Source organism: Pseudomonas fluorescens (genome assembly GCF_902497785.1).
Classification (GTDB): Bacteria; Pseudomonadota; Gammaproteobacteria; order Pseudomonadales; family Pseudomonadaceae; genus Aquipseudomonas; species Aquipseudomonas fluorescens_BO.
In genome coordinates this window covers 1-17,791 of the sequence record NZ_CABVHK010000009.1, presented here as the reverse complement: position 1 = coordinate 17,791, position 17,791 = coordinate 1, and the positions used below count along the sequence as shown (strand labels likewise).

13 protein-coding genes are annotated in these 17,791 nt (G+C 61.0%); 8 read left to right on the top strand and 5 right to left on the bottom strand.

All coding sequences use genetic code 11. The features are described from left to right. Positions 1-36: 36 nt before the first annotated feature. The 3 genes from F8N62_RS14710 (at position 37) to F8N62_RS14700 (ending at position 3,809) form a co-directional block, all read left to right on the top strand. Positions 37-1,065 carry an AraC family transcriptional regulator gene (locus tag F8N62_RS14710; protein WP_150709240.1) on the top strand — a complete coding sequence of 343 codons (1,029 nt, stop codon included), beginning with the start codon at positions 37-39 and terminating at the stop codon, positions 1,063-1,065. Positions 1,066-1,235: 170 nt separating this feature from the next. Continuing rightward, positions 1,236-1,832, top strand: coding sequence for a DUF6338 family protein (locus F8N62_RS14705; RefSeq protein WP_150709241.1), 597 nt, complete (start codon positions 1,236-1,238; stop codon positions 1,830-1,832). A 162-nt stretch (positions 1,833-1,994) separates the two neighbouring features. Next, on the top strand, positions 1,995-3,809 hold the full coding sequence (locus F8N62_RS14700) for an ABC transporter ATP-binding protein (protein ID WP_150709242.1): 1,815 nt from the start codon (positions 1,995-1,997) through the stop codon (positions 3,807-3,809). Positions 3,810-3,812: 3 nt separating this feature from the next. Here the strand turns inward: F8N62_RS14700 and F8N62_RS14695 are convergent, their stop codons facing one another. The 3 genes from F8N62_RS14695 to F8N62_RS14685 all read right to left on the bottom strand — a co-directional run bounded on the left by F8N62_RS14695 (position 3,813) and on the right by F8N62_RS14685 (position 7,303). After that, positions 3,813-4,769 (bottom strand): alpha/beta hydrolase, encoded by a 957-nt coding sequence (locus tag F8N62_RS14695; RefSeq protein WP_150709243.1) that lies wholly within the window; start codon positions 4,767-4,769, stop codon positions 3,813-3,815. A gap of 259 nt (positions 4,770-5,028) precedes the next feature. Next, a complete protein-coding gene (locus F8N62_RS14690; RefSeq protein ID WP_150709244.1) occupies positions 5,029-5,967 on the bottom strand; it encodes an NAD(P)H-quinone oxidoreductase in 939 nt (312 codons plus the stop codon). A 118-nt stretch (positions 5,968-6,085) separates the two neighbouring features. Beyond that, positions 6,086-7,303, bottom strand: a complete 1,218-nt coding sequence (locus F8N62_RS14685) for a YbfB/YjiJ family MFS transporter (protein WP_150709245.1) — start codon at positions 7,301-7,303, stop codon at positions 6,086-6,088. A gap of 112 nt (positions 7,304-7,415) precedes the next feature. Here F8N62_RS14685 and F8N62_RS14680 point away from each other — a divergent pair, with 112 nt between their 5' ends. After that, positions 7,416-8,291: a LysR family transcriptional regulator gene (locus F8N62_RS14680; RefSeq protein ID WP_150709246.1), complete on the top strand. Its 876-nt coding sequence runs from the start codon at positions 7,416-7,418 to the stop codon at positions 8,289-8,291. 115 nt (positions 8,292-8,406) lie between these two features. On the opposite strand, the gene F8N62_RS14675 is transcribed toward F8N62_RS14680, so the two are convergent. Next, entirely contained in the window at positions 8,407-9,129 is a 723-nt protein-coding gene (locus tag F8N62_RS14675; RefSeq protein ID WP_150709247.1) for a pirin family protein, read from the bottom strand. Positions 9,130-9,436: 307 nt separating this feature from the next. Here F8N62_RS14675 and F8N62_RS14670 point away from each other — a divergent pair, with 307 nt between their 5' ends. Next, entirely contained in the window at positions 9,437-10,387 is a 951-nt protein-coding gene (locus tag F8N62_RS14670) for a GlxA family transcriptional regulator (protein WP_150709248.1), read from the top strand. A 175-nt stretch (positions 10,388-10,562) separates the two neighbouring features. Continuing rightward, complete coding sequence (locus tag F8N62_RS14665; protein WP_150709249.1) at positions 10,563-12,008, top strand: ATP-binding protein; 1,446 nt, start codon at positions 10,563-10,565, stop codon at positions 12,006-12,008. Positions 12,009-12,129: 121 nt separating this feature from the next. Here the strand turns inward: F8N62_RS14665 and F8N62_RS14660 are convergent, their stop codons facing one another. Further along, positions 12,130-14,934 (bottom strand): ATP-binding protein, encoded by a 2,805-nt coding sequence (locus F8N62_RS14660; RefSeq protein ID WP_150709250.1) that lies wholly within the window; start codon positions 14,932-14,934, stop codon positions 12,130-12,132. Positions 14,935-15,260: 326 nt separating this feature from the next. Between F8N62_RS14660 and F8N62_RS14650 the strand changes: the two genes are divergently transcribed. Beyond that, entirely contained in the window at positions 15,261-16,085 is an 825-nt protein-coding gene (locus tag F8N62_RS14650; RefSeq protein WP_150709251.1) for an alpha/beta fold hydrolase, read from the top strand. Positions 16,086-16,157: 72 nt separating this feature from the next. Beyond that, positions 16,158-17,600: a catalase gene (locus F8N62_RS14645; RefSeq protein ID WP_150709252.1), complete on the top strand. Its 1,443-nt coding sequence runs from the start codon at positions 16,158-16,160 to the stop codon at positions 17,598-17,600. Positions 17,601-17,791: the final 191 nt, after the last annotated feature.

Genomic DNA, 17,791 nt, shown 5'->3' with positions numbered 1-17,791 from the left:
TTTTGCCATTCGGGTGATGGGGAGCGAAACGTTCAGATGCGAGAAAAGGACTCGGTAGCCGCCTACTTCGTGCAGGCGATGACCCATGGGCTGGGGGACAACCCGAAGCGGTTGAGGGCCGCGCTGGAACAGGCGGGAATCAATCCCGCGTTGATCGAGGAACCGGTGGCGCGCGTGCCGGCCAATGCATTTGCTGCGTTATGGCTGATCCAGATTCGCGAGCTCAACGACGAGTTCTTCAAACTCGATTCCCACGGTATGCCGCCGGGCAGCTTCGCCCTGATCTGCCGGGCCTTGATACAGGAACCCGACCTGCACAAAGCCATGCGTCAATGCCTGAGCAACTTTGCGCTGTTCCTCCACGACTTTCGCGGCACACTGACGGTGCGTGGCAAGCGTGCCGTCATCAGCCTGGAAACCCGCGCGCAAAACGATGATCTCGCGCGTTTCGGCGAGGAGACGTTTCTAGTGTTGATGATCAGCTTGCTGTGCTGGCTGGGCGGTCGGCGTATCCCCATTGACCGCGCCGATTTTCGCCATGAACGTGTTTCCCTCAGCGATGACCCTTTGCTCTGGGGCCCGAACCTGACCTTCGGCGCCGAGCGCACCGAAATCGAATTCGCCAGTCACTTCCTGCGTTTGCCGGTGGTTCAGGACCTGGCCTCGCTGAAAGTGTTTTTGCGCACCGCACCGCAATGGCTGGTGATCCGCTTCCGCAACCAGCATGGCCTGGCCTCGCAAGTCCACCAGCGCTTGCGCAACAGTTCCTACAGCCAATGGCCGACCTTGCACGCCTTCGCCCTCGAACAACACCTGAGCCCCAGCACCTTCCGCCGCAAACTGGAGCGGGAAGGGTGTTCGTATCAGGAAATCAAGGATGAAGTCCGGCGCGGCGTGGCGTTTGAACAGTTGCGTCAGAGCAAAGCCAGCATTGGCGACATTGCCGAGCAACTGGGCTTTCAGGAGCCGAGCGCGTTTCATCGGGCGTTCAAGAAGTGGACGGGAGAGAGTCCGGGGCGTTATCGGGCACGGTTTCTCGAACGCATGACGTCAGACTTGGACTGAGTTTTCGTCCATTTTTTCTTTGTTGAATGTAGGAGGATTTTTCGCGTGTAGTCCCGTTTGTAGTCCTGAGAATTCTTGTGACGACTGCAGTTCAGCCGTGGATGACACAGACCGTAGAGGTGCTGTATTTATTGGCTCCGGGTCGAACTTTTCAAAGGATTGGAAATGACATGGATGGCTTGGTCAAGGAAGTGATTCCGTTGCTGCAGTATTTACTCCCGGGGTTTTTGGCTGCCTGGATTTTTTACTCGCTGACGGCGTTCAAGCGTCCGGACACTTTTGGGCAGATAGTGCAGGCGCTGATTTTTACATTTGTGATTCAGTCGCTGGTGGTCGGTTTGGAGGGGTTGTTGCTCCTGATGGGAGAGCGGTTTTTTTCGATCGGCGTATGGAGCAGGAAATCGGAGGCTCTGTGGTCAGCGATGATTGCGCTGCTGCTGGGGTTTATTTCGTGCCACGTCGCGAACAGCGACAAGCTGCATGCGTTGCTCAGGAAGCTGAAAGTTACTACCCAAAATTCGTTCCCCTGCGAGTGGTACAGTGCTTTTTTATCGAGACAGGGATTCGTGATACTGCATTTGATTGGAGGGAAGCGCCTGTTTGGCTGGCCAAGCGAATGGCCATCGGAGCCTGCAAACGGACAGTTTGTTCTCGAGTTTCCTAGCTGGATTGATAAGGACGACAATCCCTTACCGGGCAAGGCCGAAGTTATTGTTATTGATGCTTCGAAGGTTCAGTGGGTCGAATTTGCAACAAAAATAGGGTGATCAAATGACATGCAAAATGCCGAATGTAATGCCGCCGGAACTGAGGCGGCTAATGGAGGACTGGCATAACGGTGGTCCTCCTCCCCCCGGATTGGTGATTCCAATCGGCCCTCCACCTTCAAGAAGAGAATACGAGAGACCGCGCGGGCGCAACCGATAAAGATGCCTGCGACCCTTTCCCGTGTCACCTCATTGCTCGACCAGGCCAGACGCGCTTTGCTCTTGGTCTGGGGAACCTCTCGCGGGTTGTTTCTGGGTTTGGTGGTCGCCACCCTCATTGCAGGCGTACTCCCGGCGCTGGCCGCCTGGCTGGGGCAACGCATTGTCGACGCGGTGGTCTTCGCCATGCAGTTGCACGCGCAACAGGGCAGCGCACCGTTGTGGCCCGTGGTGCGTTACGTGCTGTTTGAAGCCGGTGTACTGGCTTTGCTGTCCGCGACTCAGCGGGCGCTGTCGGTCCAGCAGTCGCTGTTGCGGGTGCAGTTGGGGCAGAAGGTCAACACGATGATTCTGGAGAAAGCCCAGACGTTATCGCTGGTGCAGTTCGAGAACTCCGAGTTTTACGACAAGCTGGTGCGCGTCCGGCGCGAGGCGTCGACCCGGCCGCTGGCGCTGGTGATGAAATCGTTGGGGTTGATCCAGAACCTGATCGTGCTGATCAGCTTCGGGGTGTTGTTGGTGCATTTTTCGCCGTGGGCGCTGGTGCTGTTGGTGGTCGGCGCCTTACCGGTGTTTTTTGCCGAGGCGCATTTTTCCGGTGATGCATTCAGGTTGTTCACCCGTCGTGCTCCGGAGAGTCGGCAGCAGAATTACATCGAGACGCTGCTGTCCCACGAAGGCTACATCAAAGAGGTCAAGCTGTTCGGTTTCGCGCCGCTGCTGTTGCAGCGCTATCGCGGGACGTTCGCCCGTCTGTACGCCGAGGACCGGCGACTGACCTTGCGTCGCGATGGTTGGGGTTTTGTGCTCGGCTTGCTCGGCACGGGGGCGTTTTATCTGGCGTATGCGTGGGTGGTGGTCGACGCGGTTCACGGCAGTATTACCCTTGGCCAGATGACCATGTACCTGGTGTTGTTCAAGCAGGGGCAAACGGCGGTCAGCAGCAGTTTGAGCGCCATCAGTGGCCTCTATGAAGACGGGCTGTATCTGTCGAGCCTCTATGAATACCTGGCCGAACCTGTGGTCGCTGATACCGGCAGCCTCACGGTAGGCGCAGTGCCTGGCGATGGCTTGCGCTTCGAGAATGTCGGTTTCCACTATCCGGGCGCCAGTCGCGCGGCGCTGGAGGGTATCGACCTGCACCTCGTGCCGGGGCACAGCGTGGCGCTGGTGGGGGAGAACGGTTCGGGCAAGACTACCCTGATCAAATTGCTGACCCGCCTGTATCGCCCCGATCAGGGCCGTATTTTGCTGGACGGCAGTGATTTGCAGACGTGGGAAGAGGACGCGCTGCGGCGGCGCATTGGCGTGATTTTTCAGGATTACATCCGTTATCAGTTCTCCGTGGGCGAGAACATCGGCGTCGGTGACACCCTGGCCTTCAACGACGAGCAGCGCTGGCAGACCGCTGCCACCGAGGGCATGGCCGCGCCGTTCATCGAGCGTCTGGATCGCGGGTATGCCACGCAATTGGGCCGTTGGTTTGCGGGTGGGCAGGAGTTGTCAGGCGGGCAATGGCAGAAAATTGCCTTGTCCCGCGCTTACATGCGCCGCGACGCCGATATCCTGATTCTCGACGAGCCGACCTCAGCACTCGACCCCGCGGCGGAAGCGGCAGTCTTCGAGCATTTCAGCGAGCACACCGAAGGCCGGATGACGCTACTGATTTCCCACCGGTTCTCCAGCGTGCGCAACGCAGACCACATCATCGTGCTGGATCAGGGCGCGATCCTTGAGCGCGGTGATCACGACAGTCTGGTCGCGGCGGGCGGGCGTTATGCGCAGTTGTTCAATCTGCAGGCGCAAGGATATCGCTAACGGTCAGGAGTCCCGAGCCGTGCGAGTCAGCGTCGGCCCGGCGATCTGTGGTGTTTTCGCCTTCATCAAACTGTCCAGAGCCTGGCGATACTGAGTGCCACCCAGACTCATGCTGTTGTTGTGCGTGCCGCCGGGCACCAGCAACAGTCGCTTGGGCTCGTTGGCGGCGTTGAACAACTGCTGGCTGAACCGCGAGGGCATGAACGGGTCTGCCAGGCCATGCACCACCAGCAGCGGCATGTCGATGTCGACGATCTTGTCGATGGAATCGAATTTCTGCGACAGCAACCAGCGCACCGGCAACCATTTCACCGGCAGTTTGTTTTCGGCGACCTGCGCCACCGCATCGCCCAACGACGTGAAGGTCGACTCGATCACCAAACCGCGCACCGGGACGGCGACGTGGTCCTTTTTCGCTTTAGCGGCCAATTCAGCCGCGAGGTCGATGGCCACCGCGCCGCCGAGGGAATGGCCGTAGATCAGCCGTTTGCTGGCGTCCGGTTGCATCGTGGTGAAGCGATCCCAGGCGGCGCGGGCATCTTCGTAGACACTGGCTTCCGACGGCAGATCACCCTTGCTCTGACCAAAACCGCGATAGTCGATGGCCAACACCGAATAGCCCATGGCGCGCAGTTGTTCGATGCGAAAGGCCTGGCCTGTCAGATTCCAGCGCACACCGTGCAGATACAGAATGGACGGCGCATCCCGACGCGCTGCCGGCCACCACCATGCATGCAGGCTTTGCCCGGCCTTGAAGCTGGCGGGCTGGATGTCGAACTCCTGGACGTCTTTGGGTAAGCCTCGATACCAGCCGGCGGTACCCGGTTCGATACGGAACAACAATTCGCGCTCGGTGTGCTTCAGCACACCACAACTCACGGGCAGGCCGACCATCAGCGCAGCCATGCACAGCAGCGGCAGCCAGCGTCGGCGCAGACGGGTGAGAAGGGTGGCGGGCATCGACTGGTTTACCGATAAAGGACTGAAGTGCGTTTTTTAACAGAAGCGAACCGGACGCGGGAACAAATTCGACAGCCGTTCACAGATTCCAACCTGTGGGAGCGAGCCTGCTCGCGAAAGCGGTGTATCAGTCGGCTTCAATGTTGACCGTCATACTGCTTTCGCGAGCAGGCTCGCTCCCACAGGGGTTTTGTGTCGCTTACTCCACCCGCAACACAATCTTGCCGATGTGATCACCCGCTTCCATCCGCGCATGGGCCTACGCCGCATCCACCAACGGATAGACCTTGTCGATCATCGGCAAACAACGCCCGGCAGCCAGTACCGGCCACACGTATTCACGCAGCTGTTCAGCGATAGAGGCTTTTTCTTCGCGGGTGCGCGAGCGCATCAGCGAGCCGGTGATCGTAGCGCGTTTGCCGAGGATCGCCATCAGGTCGACGTCCTTGGCGTGGGCGCCGCCGAGGAAACCCAGCATTACCAGCCGTCCCTCCATGCCCAGCGCCGCGATGTTCGCGTTCAAGTACGAGCCGCCCATGATGTCGAGTATCACATCGACGCCTTTGCCGGCGGTTTTTTCCGCGATGACCTGGGCGAAGTCCTGATTGCGGTAGTTAATCGCTTCGGCCCCCAGCTTGCGGATCGTCGCGCACTTTTCCTCACTGCCTGCGGTGGCGAAGGCCTTGACCCCGAATTCGCGACACAACATCAAGGCCGTCGTGCCGATGCCGCTGGTGCCGCCGTGAATCAACGCGCGCTGGCCTTTGCTGGCGCCGCCAATATCGAACAGGTTGGCCCACACCGTGAAGAACGTTTCCGGAACCGCCGCCGCCTGAACCCAATCCATACCGTGAGGTATTGGCAATGTCTGGCTGGCCGGGGCGACGCAGTACTGGGCGTAGCCGCCGCCGTTGGTCAATGCGCAGACGTTATCGCCGACGATGAATTCGCTGACGTCTTTACCGACGGCGACCACTTCGCCGGCCACTTCCAGACCGGGGATCGGGCTCATGCCGGGTTTCATCGGGTACTTGCCGGCACGTTGGATCACGTCGGGCCGATTGACCCCGGCAGCGTGCACGCGAATCAGCACTTCGCCCACGCCGGCAGTGGGCACCGGTTCCTGACGCGGCTTCAGCACGTCGGGGCCACCGGGTTCGGTGATTTCAATCAGGGTCATGGTTTGGGGCAGAGTCATGTCGGCGTCCTTTTAGGGCAGTAGAAACTGGGACCGCGATTTTGCGCGGTAGATCAAAAGATCACAGGCTGCGCCAGCTCCTACGGGGGCGCGCGCTCGGCCTGCGATCTGTTGATGTTCATGAGCAACTGATTACCGGTACCGGCCGGTCACGACGGTTCACCCACCGCACGCCCTGTTCCAGCAGCAACGCCACGACAATCGCACCCGCCGCCATAATGAACAACAACCCATGATGCCCGCCGCTGGCATTGAACAACGCCGAATAGGCGAATCCTGCAATTGCCTGGAATGTGGCGAAGGAGACCGTGGCGCGACTCCAGGCGATCTGCTGCAGGTGATGGTTCGGGATCAGCTCGTGAACCCGGGCCAGCGCCAGCGGCACGATGCCCGGCGGGAACGAGCCGAGGATCACCGCCAGCAAGGCCAGTGCGGTGAATGAGCTGGAAATCGATAAGAGCCCGACGGTAATCGCCTGCACCACCAGTACCAGACGAATGCTCAGACGTGCACCGAGTTTATCGGCCAGAAAACCGTAACTCACCGGCCCGATGATCGCGCCGACGCCATACATCACCCATATCAGTGCGCCGACGTGCGACCCGGCCCCCAGCCCGCGAGCGACGTAGTCCACCAGAAACACCATCGCGGGTACGAGCCCGGCGGCCATGAACGCGTATTGAGCGAACAACAGATAAACCTGTGGATCGACGGGGACCTTGGCTTCTTCGACCGACGACGTAGCGGGCGCAGTGTGAGCGGCTGAAGGCCAGGCGAACCAGCTGGCAGCAGTCAGCACCAGTGCCAGCACGCCAAGACCAAACCAGGTGTCCTGTAAGCCCAGGCTCAACAGCGGCGGGACAATCGTCCCCGATCCGGCAATGCCCAAACCAATACCCAGAAAAATCGCACCACTGGCCAGCCCGCGACGGGACGCCGGCACATGCGGCAGCACGGTCGCAGCGACCAGCACCATGATCGCGCCGCCGGCGACGCCCGACAGCAGGCGCCAGCCGAAGAACCAGCTCACCGACAGCGGGAAGCCACAGGCGAAAAACGATAGCGTCACCGCCACCATCATCAGGCGCAGGGCGCTTTTGTTGGAGGTGCGACGGGCCAGCGGATGGCCGATCAGTGCACCGATCAGGTAACCCACCAGATTGGCGGCACCGAGGTAGACCACGTCGCTGGCGGAAAACCACTGGGCCTGGATCAGTGAAGGAATGAGCGGCGTGTAGGCGAATCGTGCGAGGCCGATGCTGACCAGACTGGCGCACAGACCGGCGAAGATCGGCAGCCAGAGGGCGTTGCGGGGCGTGGTTGCTGTCGTGAGCATGGGAGCTCTCCTGTGAAATGTTCTCTGGTGCCCAGCTTATCCACATTGGTCGATGCATTAACGCAGCGAATTTGCGCTATGGTGATGCGCATATGCATCACGGGGGAAATCTATGAATTGGGATGACGCCAAGGTGTTTCTGGCGGTTTGCCGGGAATCAACGCTACGCGGCGCTGCACGGGTTTTGGGCGTCGATCAGGCCACTGTTGGCCGACGCGTGACGGCGCTGGAAAAGTCCTTGAGCGCGACGCTGTTTCTGCGCACCTCGGACGGCTATGCCCTGACTGCCGTCGGCGAAGCGGCGTTGAAGGCCGTAGAGAAAATGGAGCACTCCGCGCTGGAGCTACAGCGTCAGATTCAAGGGCTGGACGATCGACTGACCGGCACCGTTCGGGTCAGCACCACGGATTCCCTGGCCATCGACTTCCTGATTCCAGCCATTGCCCGCCTGCACGAGCAACATCCGGACGTGCGCGTGCAACTCGATGCCTCGACACAGATTCTCAGCCTGGCGAAACGCGAAGCCGACATCGCCGTGCGCAATACCCGACCGGACAATCCGGACCTGATTGCCCGGCGCATTGCACGCTGGCCGGTGGGTTTGTTTGCCTCGCAAGCGTACATCGACGCCCACGGCGTGCCGGAACCGGGTTCGGCCTTTGCGGGGCATGATCTGGTGGTGTATCAGCCGTACTTGCAGGGCAACAAGGAAATCACCCTGGTGGCGGAACCGCTGGGGCGCGGGCGGATCGTGTCGAGCCTGAGCTCGGGCCTGCTGGTGCGCCGTGCGATTGCCGCCGGGATCGGGCTGGGGGAAATTCCGGTGTACATGGGCGAGCGGGACGGGCTGGTCAGGCTGTGGCCGGAGCGCACCCGACCGGTGCCGTACGACGTGTGGCTGGTGACGCATGCGGACTTGCGGCATACCGCGCGGGTGCGGGTGGTGATAGATGAAATTGTTGCGGGGTTTTCGGGGACTGGGGAGTGATGGATAAACAGATCGCAGCCTTGTTTTACTCGACAGCTCCTACAGGTATTCGCGTGTACCCGTAGGAGCTGTCGAGCGAAGCGAGGCTGCGATCTCTTGATCTTCCTATCAAACGTTACGGCATTTCCGGCAGCTCTTGCGGACGCAGGTCAAACACCAGCACCTCGGCATCCACGCCGTTGCTCAAGGTCAGCAGCTGTTCATCCCGAACCCGCACGCCATCGCCTTCCTGCAATTGCACGCCGTTGAGTTCAACGCTACCCCGCGCCACATGCACGTAGGCAAAGCGATGGGCGGCCAGTTCCAGGCTGGCGCTTTCCTTGCCGTCAATCAGGCCGGCATAGACCCGAGCATCCTGACGCACCTTCAGCGAGCCGTTTTTTCCTTCGGGAGAAATGATCAGTTGCAGGCGTCCGCGTTTTTTCTGCGTGCTGAAATGCTCTTGCTGATAGCGCGGTTTCGCGCCGCTGACCTCCGGCACAATCCAGATTTGCAAAAAGTGCACGCCACGGGTTGCCGAGTGGTTGTACTCACTGTGCGCCACGCCGCTGCCGGCGCTCATCAATTGCACGTCGCCGGGGCGGATCACCGAACCGGTGCCCAGGGTGTCCTTGTGTTCCAGGGCACCTTCGAGCACGTAGGAGAAAATTTCCATGTCGCGGTGCGGATGCTGGCCGAAGCCTTTTCCGGCGGCCACGCGGTCGTCGTTGATCACCAGCAGGTCGGAAAAGCCTTGCTCTTTTGGGTTGCGATAGTTGGCGAAGGAAAAGGTATGGAACGACTTCAACCAACCGTGATTGGCCGCACCGCGATCGGAAGCTTTGCGAAGGGTCAGCATGATGAAATCTCCTGTGGGGACGGTGATTCGTCCGAGTGAGGAGAAGGTTAATGGTTACCCTAAAAGACAGTAAGTAGATGGAAATTGAAATACTGTCTCGTACAGGTTGACAGTGGGTGATGCCAGATTCGGGTATTCTTACGCCGCAAGCCTTTGCACTGACCTTGTGGGAGCGAGCCTGCTCGCGAAAGCGTTGTATCAGCCAGCATCTATTTTTCTGACACAGCGCTTTCGCGAGCAGGCTCGCTCCCACAGGGGCCGGCGTTGGGCAGGCTGACCTTATTATGATCTCAGTGATTTTGAACCCATGAAAACCGTGGCAATGGTGCTTTTCCCCGACTTTCTCCTGCTCGACATGGCCGGGCCGATGGAGGTGTTTTCCATCGCCAATCGCTACCTGGCGCCCGCCGACCGTTACCAGCTGTCAACCATCGGCACCGAGCACGGGGCGTTGCGTGCCTCCAATGGCGTCAGCGTTCACGCCGATCTGCACATCGATCAGGCCGATCAACCGTATGACCTGCTGCTGGTGCCCGGTGGGCCCGGCGCCTACGACGACAAACACCCACCGCTGCTCGCCTGGTTGAAGCGCGCCGTCACCCGATCAAGCCGCTACGGCTCAATCTGCACCGGCGCCTTTGTGCTCGGACATGCCTGCCTGCTCGACGGTTACCGCGTGACCACGCACTGGCACTACACCGAACGGCTGATCAAGGGTTTCCCCAAGGCCACGGTGGAGACCGACCAGATTTACGTGCTGGACCGCGACCTTATCACCTCGGGCGGCGTTACCGCCGGCATCGATCTGGCACTGGCGGTGGTTGCCGAGGACCACGGCAAGAAAGTCGCCCAGGACGTGGCCAAGGTATTGTTGGTCGTCATGAAACGTCAGGGCGGGCAGGCGCAATTCAGCCCGTTGATGGCCGCCGTCGCGCCCCATGAAACGCCGGTGACCCGTGTGCAGAACTATGTGCTCGACCATCTGGATGAAGCCTTCAGCATCGAACGCATGGCCGGCCTGGCGACCATGAGTCCGCGTCATTTCGCCCGGGTATTCGCCCGTGAAGTGAACATGACGCCGATGGAGTTTCTGCAAAGTGCACGCATCGATTGCGCGAGAAATCTGCTGGAAACCAGCGACCTGCCGCTGAAGACCGTGGCCTTTAAAAGTGGCTTCGGCAGTGTCCGGCATATGCGTTTTCTGTTCAGTGAAAAGCTCGGTTTGACCCCCACTCAGTACCGCGAACAGTTCAGTTAGAGCCTTCTTGTCCGTTACGCGCACCGCGATGGCCGTGACGCTCCCACCGTGGCGGTTGTTCTGTCACTGAGGCCTGCCAAGATACGCAGAACTCTCTTCAAAGGAGGCGTGCGAGTCTGGCGCGTAATGGATTCCAGGTCCTTTGCGCCGTTGCGGTTTGCACGCATGAATGAGCATGAACAGCTTCACAGACCTGAATAACGAAGCGGTGTTGCAATTCGGCCCGTACGCGTTCCACTGGCAACAACGGCTGATTCTCGACGGTGACCGGCCGCTGCGCATGGGCGGTCGCGCCCTGGATATTTTGCAGGTGCTGGTGCAGTGCGCAGGCGAGGTGGTGAGCAAGGACGAACTGATCAGGCGGGTCTGGCCGACGTCCGTGGTCGAGGAAATCAACCTTCGCGTGCACATCGCCGCGTTGCGTCGCGCCTTGGGCGACGGGCAGAACGGCCAGCGCTACATCGTCAACATTCCCCAGCGTGGATACAGCTTTATCGCTGCGGTGCAGCGGGTGCCCGCAAGCACGCTGGCCTCGATCGATACCGCGCACAAACCTCAACACAACTTGCCCGCGCGGCTCACGCCGGTCACCGGTCGCGACTCGATTGTCGGCAGCCTGGTGCGCCAGTTGCCGGTTCGACGCTTCATGACCCTGGTCGGTCCCGGCGGCATCGGCAAGACCACCGTGGCGTTGCGTGTGGCCGAACTGCTGCTGCAGCACTATCGGGACGGCGTCTGGCTGGTGGATCTGGCCGCCATCGATGATCCGGCGCAAGTGGTCGATCAACTCACCCGAACCCTGGAACTGGAGGTCGGGACAACACTCGATGCGTTGACCCGGCGCCATACGTTGCTGGTGCTGGATAACTGCGAACACTTGCTCGAGCGTTGCCGGACGTTGGTTGAAGCGTTGCTGCACACCGCGCCACGGCTGTCGATCCTGGTCACCAGTCGCGAACCGCTCCAGGCGCTGGGGGAAACGGTCCAGCGCTTGTCGCCGCTGGCGGTGCCTCCGGCTTCGGCGTTGCACAGCGTCGCCGAGGCCATGGGCTATTCGGCCGTGCAGTTGTTCGTCAGCCGAGCCCGTGCCCGCCAGCAAGGGTTCGTCCTGCGCGAACAAGACATCGAGGTGGTGGGGGACATCTGTCGCCGGCTCGATGGTTTGCCGCTGGCGATTGAGCTGGCCGCCGCGCAAATCGACGCGTTGGCACTGGTGGGCTTGCAAGCCCAACTCGATAACTGCCTGCAACTGCTGACCCAGGGCCGGCGCACCGCGGTGGCCCGGCATCAAACCTTGAAAGCGGCGCTGGACTGGAGCTACGAACAGCTCAGCCCGCTGGAACAAACGGTGTTGCAGCGCTTGGCGGTGTTCAAAATGGCGTTCACCCTGGACGCGGCGATTGGCGTGATCTGTTGCGCGGTGCTGCTGCCCGGGCGTCTGATCGAAGGGGTGGAAAGCCTGGCGTTGAAATCGCTGTTGTCCATGGAGCAGGGGGGCGGTCTGACCCTTTACCGTTTCCTCAACACTACCCGCACCTACGCCGAGGAAAAACTCGAACACAGCGGTGAGTTGCGTGACGTAGAACGACGTTACGCCCGTTACATCAGCCGCACCCGTTAATTTAACTGTAGGAGCGAGCTTGCTCGCGATGGACTTGAGAGCGATGCGTGCATTCAGAGAACACGCGTCATCGTTAACGTCCATCGCGAGCAAGCTCGCTCCTACAGAAAAAACAGTGCCTTCAGGTGAGCATCTGGCTCTGCAACGCGTCGAGTAACCGCCGCACTTTCGTCAGGTCCGGGGTGGCGAAACCTTCGGTGAAGCGCTGGTAGATCGGCGCCAGCAGCGCGTGGGCTTGCCGGTATCGACCCTGGCCCTGCCAGACTTCGGCCAGCGCGGTGGCGCTGCGCAATTCCCAGGCGAGGGCACCCTGGTGTTTTGCCACGTTCAATGCGCGGATCAGCACGGCCTCGGCCGCTTCGGTTTGCAGCGGGCAGTCCTCGGCGAGCAGCGCATTGGCCCGGGCGCGCAGAATTTCCGCAGTGCTCCAGCCCGCCGTGCCCATGTCCGCCCTGAGCAATAAATCCTCATCGACGAAAGCGCCGTCCAGCGTGACCATAATGTCTTTGATCAGCCCCACGCCGGGTTGCAGCGGCGAGTGTGTCTCGGTGCGGTCGATCACCTGCGCATAGTGCCGGGCCCACGTGTAGAACAGCAGCACCGAGTGTTTCTGCGCTTGTTCCAGCAGTTGGCGCAAGAGTGCGCGAGCGGTGCGGGTATCGCCGTTGTAATGCGCGATCAGGCAACCGGCCAGCGCCAGGGTGTAGCAGATGGAGGTGCCGTGATCGATCTGCAGCGCTATGTCCAGCGCCTGCCGGGCGGTGCGCCAGGCCTGTTCCGGTTGGCCCTGAACCCAAAGGATGCGCGCCAGAATCGTCAGGGCGGCGACGCTCTGATCGTAGTGCACGCCAAAACCATGGGTGAAGCGATTGAGTTGTCCGCTCTGGGCCATGCGCTGCAGCACCTGCTCGGCATCTGTCCGCGCCTGTTGCTGGTCGCCGGCAAAGTGCAGGGCCAGCACCCGCAAGCGGTGGGAACTCAGAGACAACAGCGCATCGCCGTTCAGCCCCAGCTGGTCAAATTGGCGACTCTGCTCAAGCGCCGTTTGATAGTGGGCGCAACTGAGATTGACCGCCAGGTGCCCGGACACCGCGCGCAACTGACCGGCCAGATCGTTGCACTCCCTTGCGAGGTGGCTGGCGCTGACGAAGGCTTCGATGGTTTCCGTCGACCCGCCCTGAGTGTGATAGCAGGCGCTGCCGAGGGCGAGCTTGAGGGCCATTTTCAGCCGTGGATCCGGTTCGGGCGTGGCGTCCAGCAAGGCCAGTGCCTGGCGCACGTACACGCCATGCTCCTTGAGCAGCGACATTTCCTGCCACAGTGGCGCCGACGCCGCAGTGAGGCGGATCGCCAAGGCTTGCGGCCCCTGTGCGTTCAAGCCCCAGTCGAGCGCCGAGCGAATGTCCTCCAGACCGCGCGCGTAACGCTCGATCCACGTCCCCGTCGGGATCAGTTCCCACTCCTGCTGGGCCTGGCGCATCAAGGCCAGGCAGCGCTCGGCGTGACGTCCACGGGTATCGGGCAGATCGGCGGCCTGATCGAGTTTTTCCAGCGCGTAACTGCGCGTGGTGTCGAGCAAACGGTAAAACACTTCTTCATCGCCGACTTCCACGTTCAGCAGCGACTTGGCCACCAGTTGTGTGATCGAGCCAAACACTTCTGCGGGTTCGATCTGTTCGCCGACGATCACCGCCGCCGCCGATTCGAGGGTGAAGCCCCCCCTGAACACACCCAGTCGGCGCAGGCAGGTTTGCTCGCAAGCACTGAGCAGCTCGAAGCTCCAGTCCAGCGTGGCGCGCAACGTCTGGTGCCGGCCCAGGCTGGCGGGACAACCTTGAGTGAGCAAGCGAAAACTGCCTTGCAGCTGCAGGAGCAATCCGCTCACGCCGAGGACGCCGACTTGCGCCGCCGCCAATTCGATCGCCAGTGGAATGCCGTCCAGACGCCGGCAGATTTCAATCGCCAGCGGCAACTCGTCGTCGCTCAGTTCGAAACTGTCATGGCTGGCCATCGCCCGTTCGACGAACAGCTGTAGCGCCGAAAACGTCAGGGCCTGCGCGCGGTCGAGCACGGCGATCGGGGGAGGGCAGTCCAGCGAGTCCAGACGCTGCACGTATTCACCTTCGGCGCGCAGGCTCTCGCGGCTGGTGGCCAGAATATGGACCCCGGGCGCGGCGCGCAGCAGGCTTTCGCTCAGCAGGGCGATGGCCTCGACCAGGTGTTCGCAGTTATCGATGACGAGCAGTATTTGCCGGTCGCGCAAATAGGCGGCGAGGCCGCTCATGGGTTCGGCGTCGTGCAATGACAGTTCAAGCAAGGTTGCCAGGTGAGCGGTGATCATCGACGGATCATTGATCGGCGCCAGGTCCAGCAGGCGAATGCCGTCCCGGTAGCGCCCGATCAATTGCTCGGCGACGCGCAGGGCCACGGTGGTTTTGCCGATCCCGCCGGGGCCGACCAGGGTAACAAAGCGCTTGCGCGGCAGTTGCAATACCAGGCTGTCGACGATGAACTGGCGCCCGATCATCCGCGTCCGCCGCACGGGCAGGTTGTGGCCGCTCGGCGCGGTGGCTGCGCTGGCCGGTTGTTGCCCGACGTCCTCAAGCGCATACGGCGCCACAAAACTGTAGCCACGCTGGGCTACGGTAACGATGTAGCGCTGGCCGGCCTGGCCATCGCCGAGGGCCTTGCGCAACGCGGCCATGTGCACGCGCAGGTTAATGTCCTCGACGACGCTCTTGGGCCAGACCCCGGCGATGAGTTCCTGTTTGCTGACCACCTTCCCGGCGTGTTTGAGCAGGATCAACAGAATGTCCATGGCCCGCCGCCCCAGGCGCAATGGCTGGTCCGCCTCCATCACCAGACGTTGTCCGGGATAGATCCGGTAAGGGCCGAAACGGATGGCCTGTGAGGGGGAAAGGGTCAACGGGGAACTCCTGCTTGCAGCCGTCTGGTACGCGGTTTCCGAGCATATTCGTCAGGTTTGGCCCCGCCAAGCAAAAATTAACAACGTTTAACTCGTGCAGCCGCATGTCCACAGCCAAGACTCTGCTGATTCAACGCCCGCCGCACGGGGCTTGTGCACAACCTGTGGGAGCGAGCCTGCTCGCGAAAGCACCGGCACATTCAACGCCGTTGTTGCCTGATGCAACCCCTTCGCGAGCAGGCTCGCTCCCACACTTCGGCGCGCCGACTGACATAGGTAGCGCACACCGATTTGATTCATCCCGACACTCGCCAAGGAGACATCGCATGAGCACCTTCACCACCCGAGACGGCACCGAAATTTACTACAAGGACTGGGGCACCGGTCAGCCGATCGTCTTCAGCCATGGCTGGCCGCTGAACGCCGACAGCTGGGAATCGCAGATGATCTTCCTCGCCTCCCAAGGCTACCGGGTGATCGCCCATGACCGCCGTGGCCACGGCCGCTCCAGCCAGCCATGGACCGGCAACGACATGAACACCTACGCCGACGACCTGGCGGAGTTGATCAAACTGCTGGACCTGAAAGACGCCGTGTTGTTCGGCTTTTCCACCGGTGGTGGTGAAGTGGCACGCTACATCGGTCGTCATGGCACCGGCCGCGTGGCGAAGGCCGGGCTGATTTCTTCGGTGCCGCCGCTGATGCTCAAGACCGAAGCCAATCCCGGTGGCCTGCCGATCGAGGTATTCGACGGCATTCGGGAAGCGTCCCTGGCCGACCGTTCGCAGCTGTACATCGACCTCGCCAGCGGTCCGTTCTTCGGCTTCAACAAACCGGACGCCAAACCTTCCCAGGGCATGATCGACTGGTTCTGGATGCAGGGCATGACCTCCGGCCACAAGAATGCTTATGACTGCATCAAGGCGTTCTCCGAAACCGACTTCACCGACGACCTGAAAAAGTTCGACATCCCGACGCTGGTGGTGCACGGCGACGCGGATCAGGTGGTGCCGATCGAGGCCGCCGGCATTGCTTCGGCAAAACTGGTGAAAGGTTCTACGCTGAAGATCTACCCCGGCGCGCCCCATGGCTTGACTGATACCCATAAAGATCAGCTCAACGCCGACCTGCTGGCGTTCCTCAAGGGTTGATGTGCCCGGCGCGGACGTAGAGCCGCGCCGGTTTTTTGCTCCTGATGAGCCGAATCCTTCGAGAACCTGACGATGAAAAAGCTGACCAACGCCACCGGCGCCCCGGTGGCAGACAACCTCAATATTCAGACCGCCGGCCCTCGTGGGCCGGCGTTGTTGCAAGACATCTGGCTGCTGGAAAAGCTTGCCCATTTCGACCGGGAACTGATTCCCGAGCGCCGCATGCATGCCAAAGGTGCCGGGGCTTATGGCACCTTCACCGTCACCCATGACGTCACGCGTTACACCAAAGCCAATATCTTCAGCTCAGTGGGCAAGGAAACCCCGCTGTTCGTGCGTTTTTCGTCCGTGGCCGGCGAGCGTGGCGCGGCGGATGCCGAGCGCGATATCCGTGGCTTCGCGGTGAAGTTCTACACCGACGAAGGCAACTGGGACATCGTCGGCAACAACACGCCGGTGTTTTTCTTTCGCGATCCGCTGCGTTTCTCCGACCTCAACCACGTGGTCAAACGCGACCCGCGCACCGGCCTGCGCAACGCTACCAGCAACTGGGATTTCTGGACCCTGCTGCCGGAGGCGCTGCATCAAGTGACCATCGTCATGAGCGATCGCGGAATTCCCACCAGTTTCCGCCACATGCACGGCTTCGGCAGTCACACCTTCAGCCTGATTGACCGCGACAATCAGCGGGTGTGGGTGAAATTTCACTTTGTCTGCCAGCAGGGCATCGAAAATCTCTCGGACGCCGAAGCTGCAGCGGTGGTCGGCCAGGACCGCGAGAGCAATCTGCGCGATCTGTACGAGGAGATCGAGCAAGGTAACTTTCCGCGCTGGAAACTGTGCATTCAGGTGATGGAAGAGCAGCAGGCGCTGAACTATCGACACAACCCGTTCGACCTGACCAAGGTCTGGCCGCACGGTGAATTCCCGTTGATTGAAGTGGGCGTCATGGAGCTCAACCGCAACGCCGAAAACCACTTCGCCGAAATTGAACAGGCAGCTTTCTCGCCGGCAAACGTGGTGCCAGGTGTGAGCTTCTCGCCAGACCGCATGCTTCAGGCGCGGCTGTTTTCCTATGGCGATGCGCAGCGCTATCGCCTGGGGGTGAACTTCAATCACATTCCGGTCAACGCGCCGCGCTGTCCGCATCACAGTTACCACCGCGACGGCGCCATGCGCACCGACGGCAATCTGGGGGGCACCGCGAGTTATTTTCCGAATAGCGTCGGCGAATGGCAGGATTCGCCGGAACTGGCCGAACCGCCGCTGCCGCTGGAAGGCTTTGCCCAGCACTACGACCATCGGCTGGAAGAGGATCATTACGAACAGCCGGGCAACCTGTTCCGATTACTCGATCCGGTGCGCAAGCAACTGCTGTTCGACAACACCGCGCGGGCCATGAACGGCGTGCCGCAGGCGATCCGCCAGCGCCATATCGACAACTGCACCAAGGCTGATCCGGCGTACGGGTTTGGTGTGGCCGAGGCGCTGGAGCGATTGGTGCCGTTGGGCTGATCGAAAAGATCAAAAGATCGCAGCCTTCGGCAGCTCCTACAGGATTGTGTGTACACCCGTAGGAGCTGCCGAAGGCTGCGATCTTTTGTTTCCAACCCACGCATTACAGCGTTGTGTGTACACCTGTAGGAGCTGCCGAAGGCTGCGATCTTTTGTTTCCAACCCACGCATTACAGCGTTGTGTGTACACC

Coding starts and splice junctions, on each gene's coding strand:
- F8N62_RS14710 (WP_150709240.1), top strand. CDS start 37: ATGCGAGAAAAGGACTCGGTAGCCGCCTACTTCGTGCAGGCGATGACC.
- F8N62_RS14705 (WP_150709241.1), top strand. CDS start 1,236: ATGGATGGCTTGGTCAAGGAAGTGATTCCGTTGCTGCAGTATTTACTC.
- F8N62_RS14700 (WP_150709242.1), top strand. CDS start 1,995: ATGCCTGCGACCCTTTCCCGTGTCACCTCATTGCTCGACCAGGCCAGA.
- F8N62_RS14695 (WP_150709243.1), bottom strand. CDS start 4,769: ATGCCCGCCACCCTTCTCACCCGTCTGCGCCGACGCTGGCTGCCGCTG.
- F8N62_RS14690 (WP_150709244.1), bottom strand. CDS start 5,967: ATGACTCTGCCCCAAACCATGACCCTGATTGAAATCACCGAACCCGGT.
- F8N62_RS14685 (WP_150709245.1), bottom strand. CDS start 7,303: ATGCTCACGACAGCAACCACGCCCCGCAACGCCCTCTGGCTGCCGATC.
- F8N62_RS14680 (WP_150709246.1), top strand. CDS start 7,416: ATGAATTGGGATGACGCCAAGGTGTTTCTGGCGGTTTGCCGGGAATCA.
- F8N62_RS14675 (WP_150709247.1), bottom strand. CDS start 9,129: ATGCTGACCCTTCGCAAAGCTTCCGATCGCGGTGCGGCCAATCACGGT.
- F8N62_RS14670 (WP_150709248.1), top strand. CDS start 9,437: ATGAAAACCGTGGCAATGGTGCTTTTCCCCGACTTTCTCCTGCTCGAC.
- F8N62_RS14665 (WP_150709249.1), top strand. CDS start 10,563: ATGAACAGCTTCACAGACCTGAATAACGAAGCGGTGTTGCAATTCGGC.
- F8N62_RS14650 (WP_150709251.1), top strand. CDS start 15,261: ATGAGCACCTTCACCACCCGAGACGGCACCGAAATTTACTACAAGGAC.
- F8N62_RS14645 (WP_150709252.1), top strand. CDS start 16,158: ATGAAAAAGCTGACCAACGCCACCGGCGCCCCGGTGGCAGACAACCTC.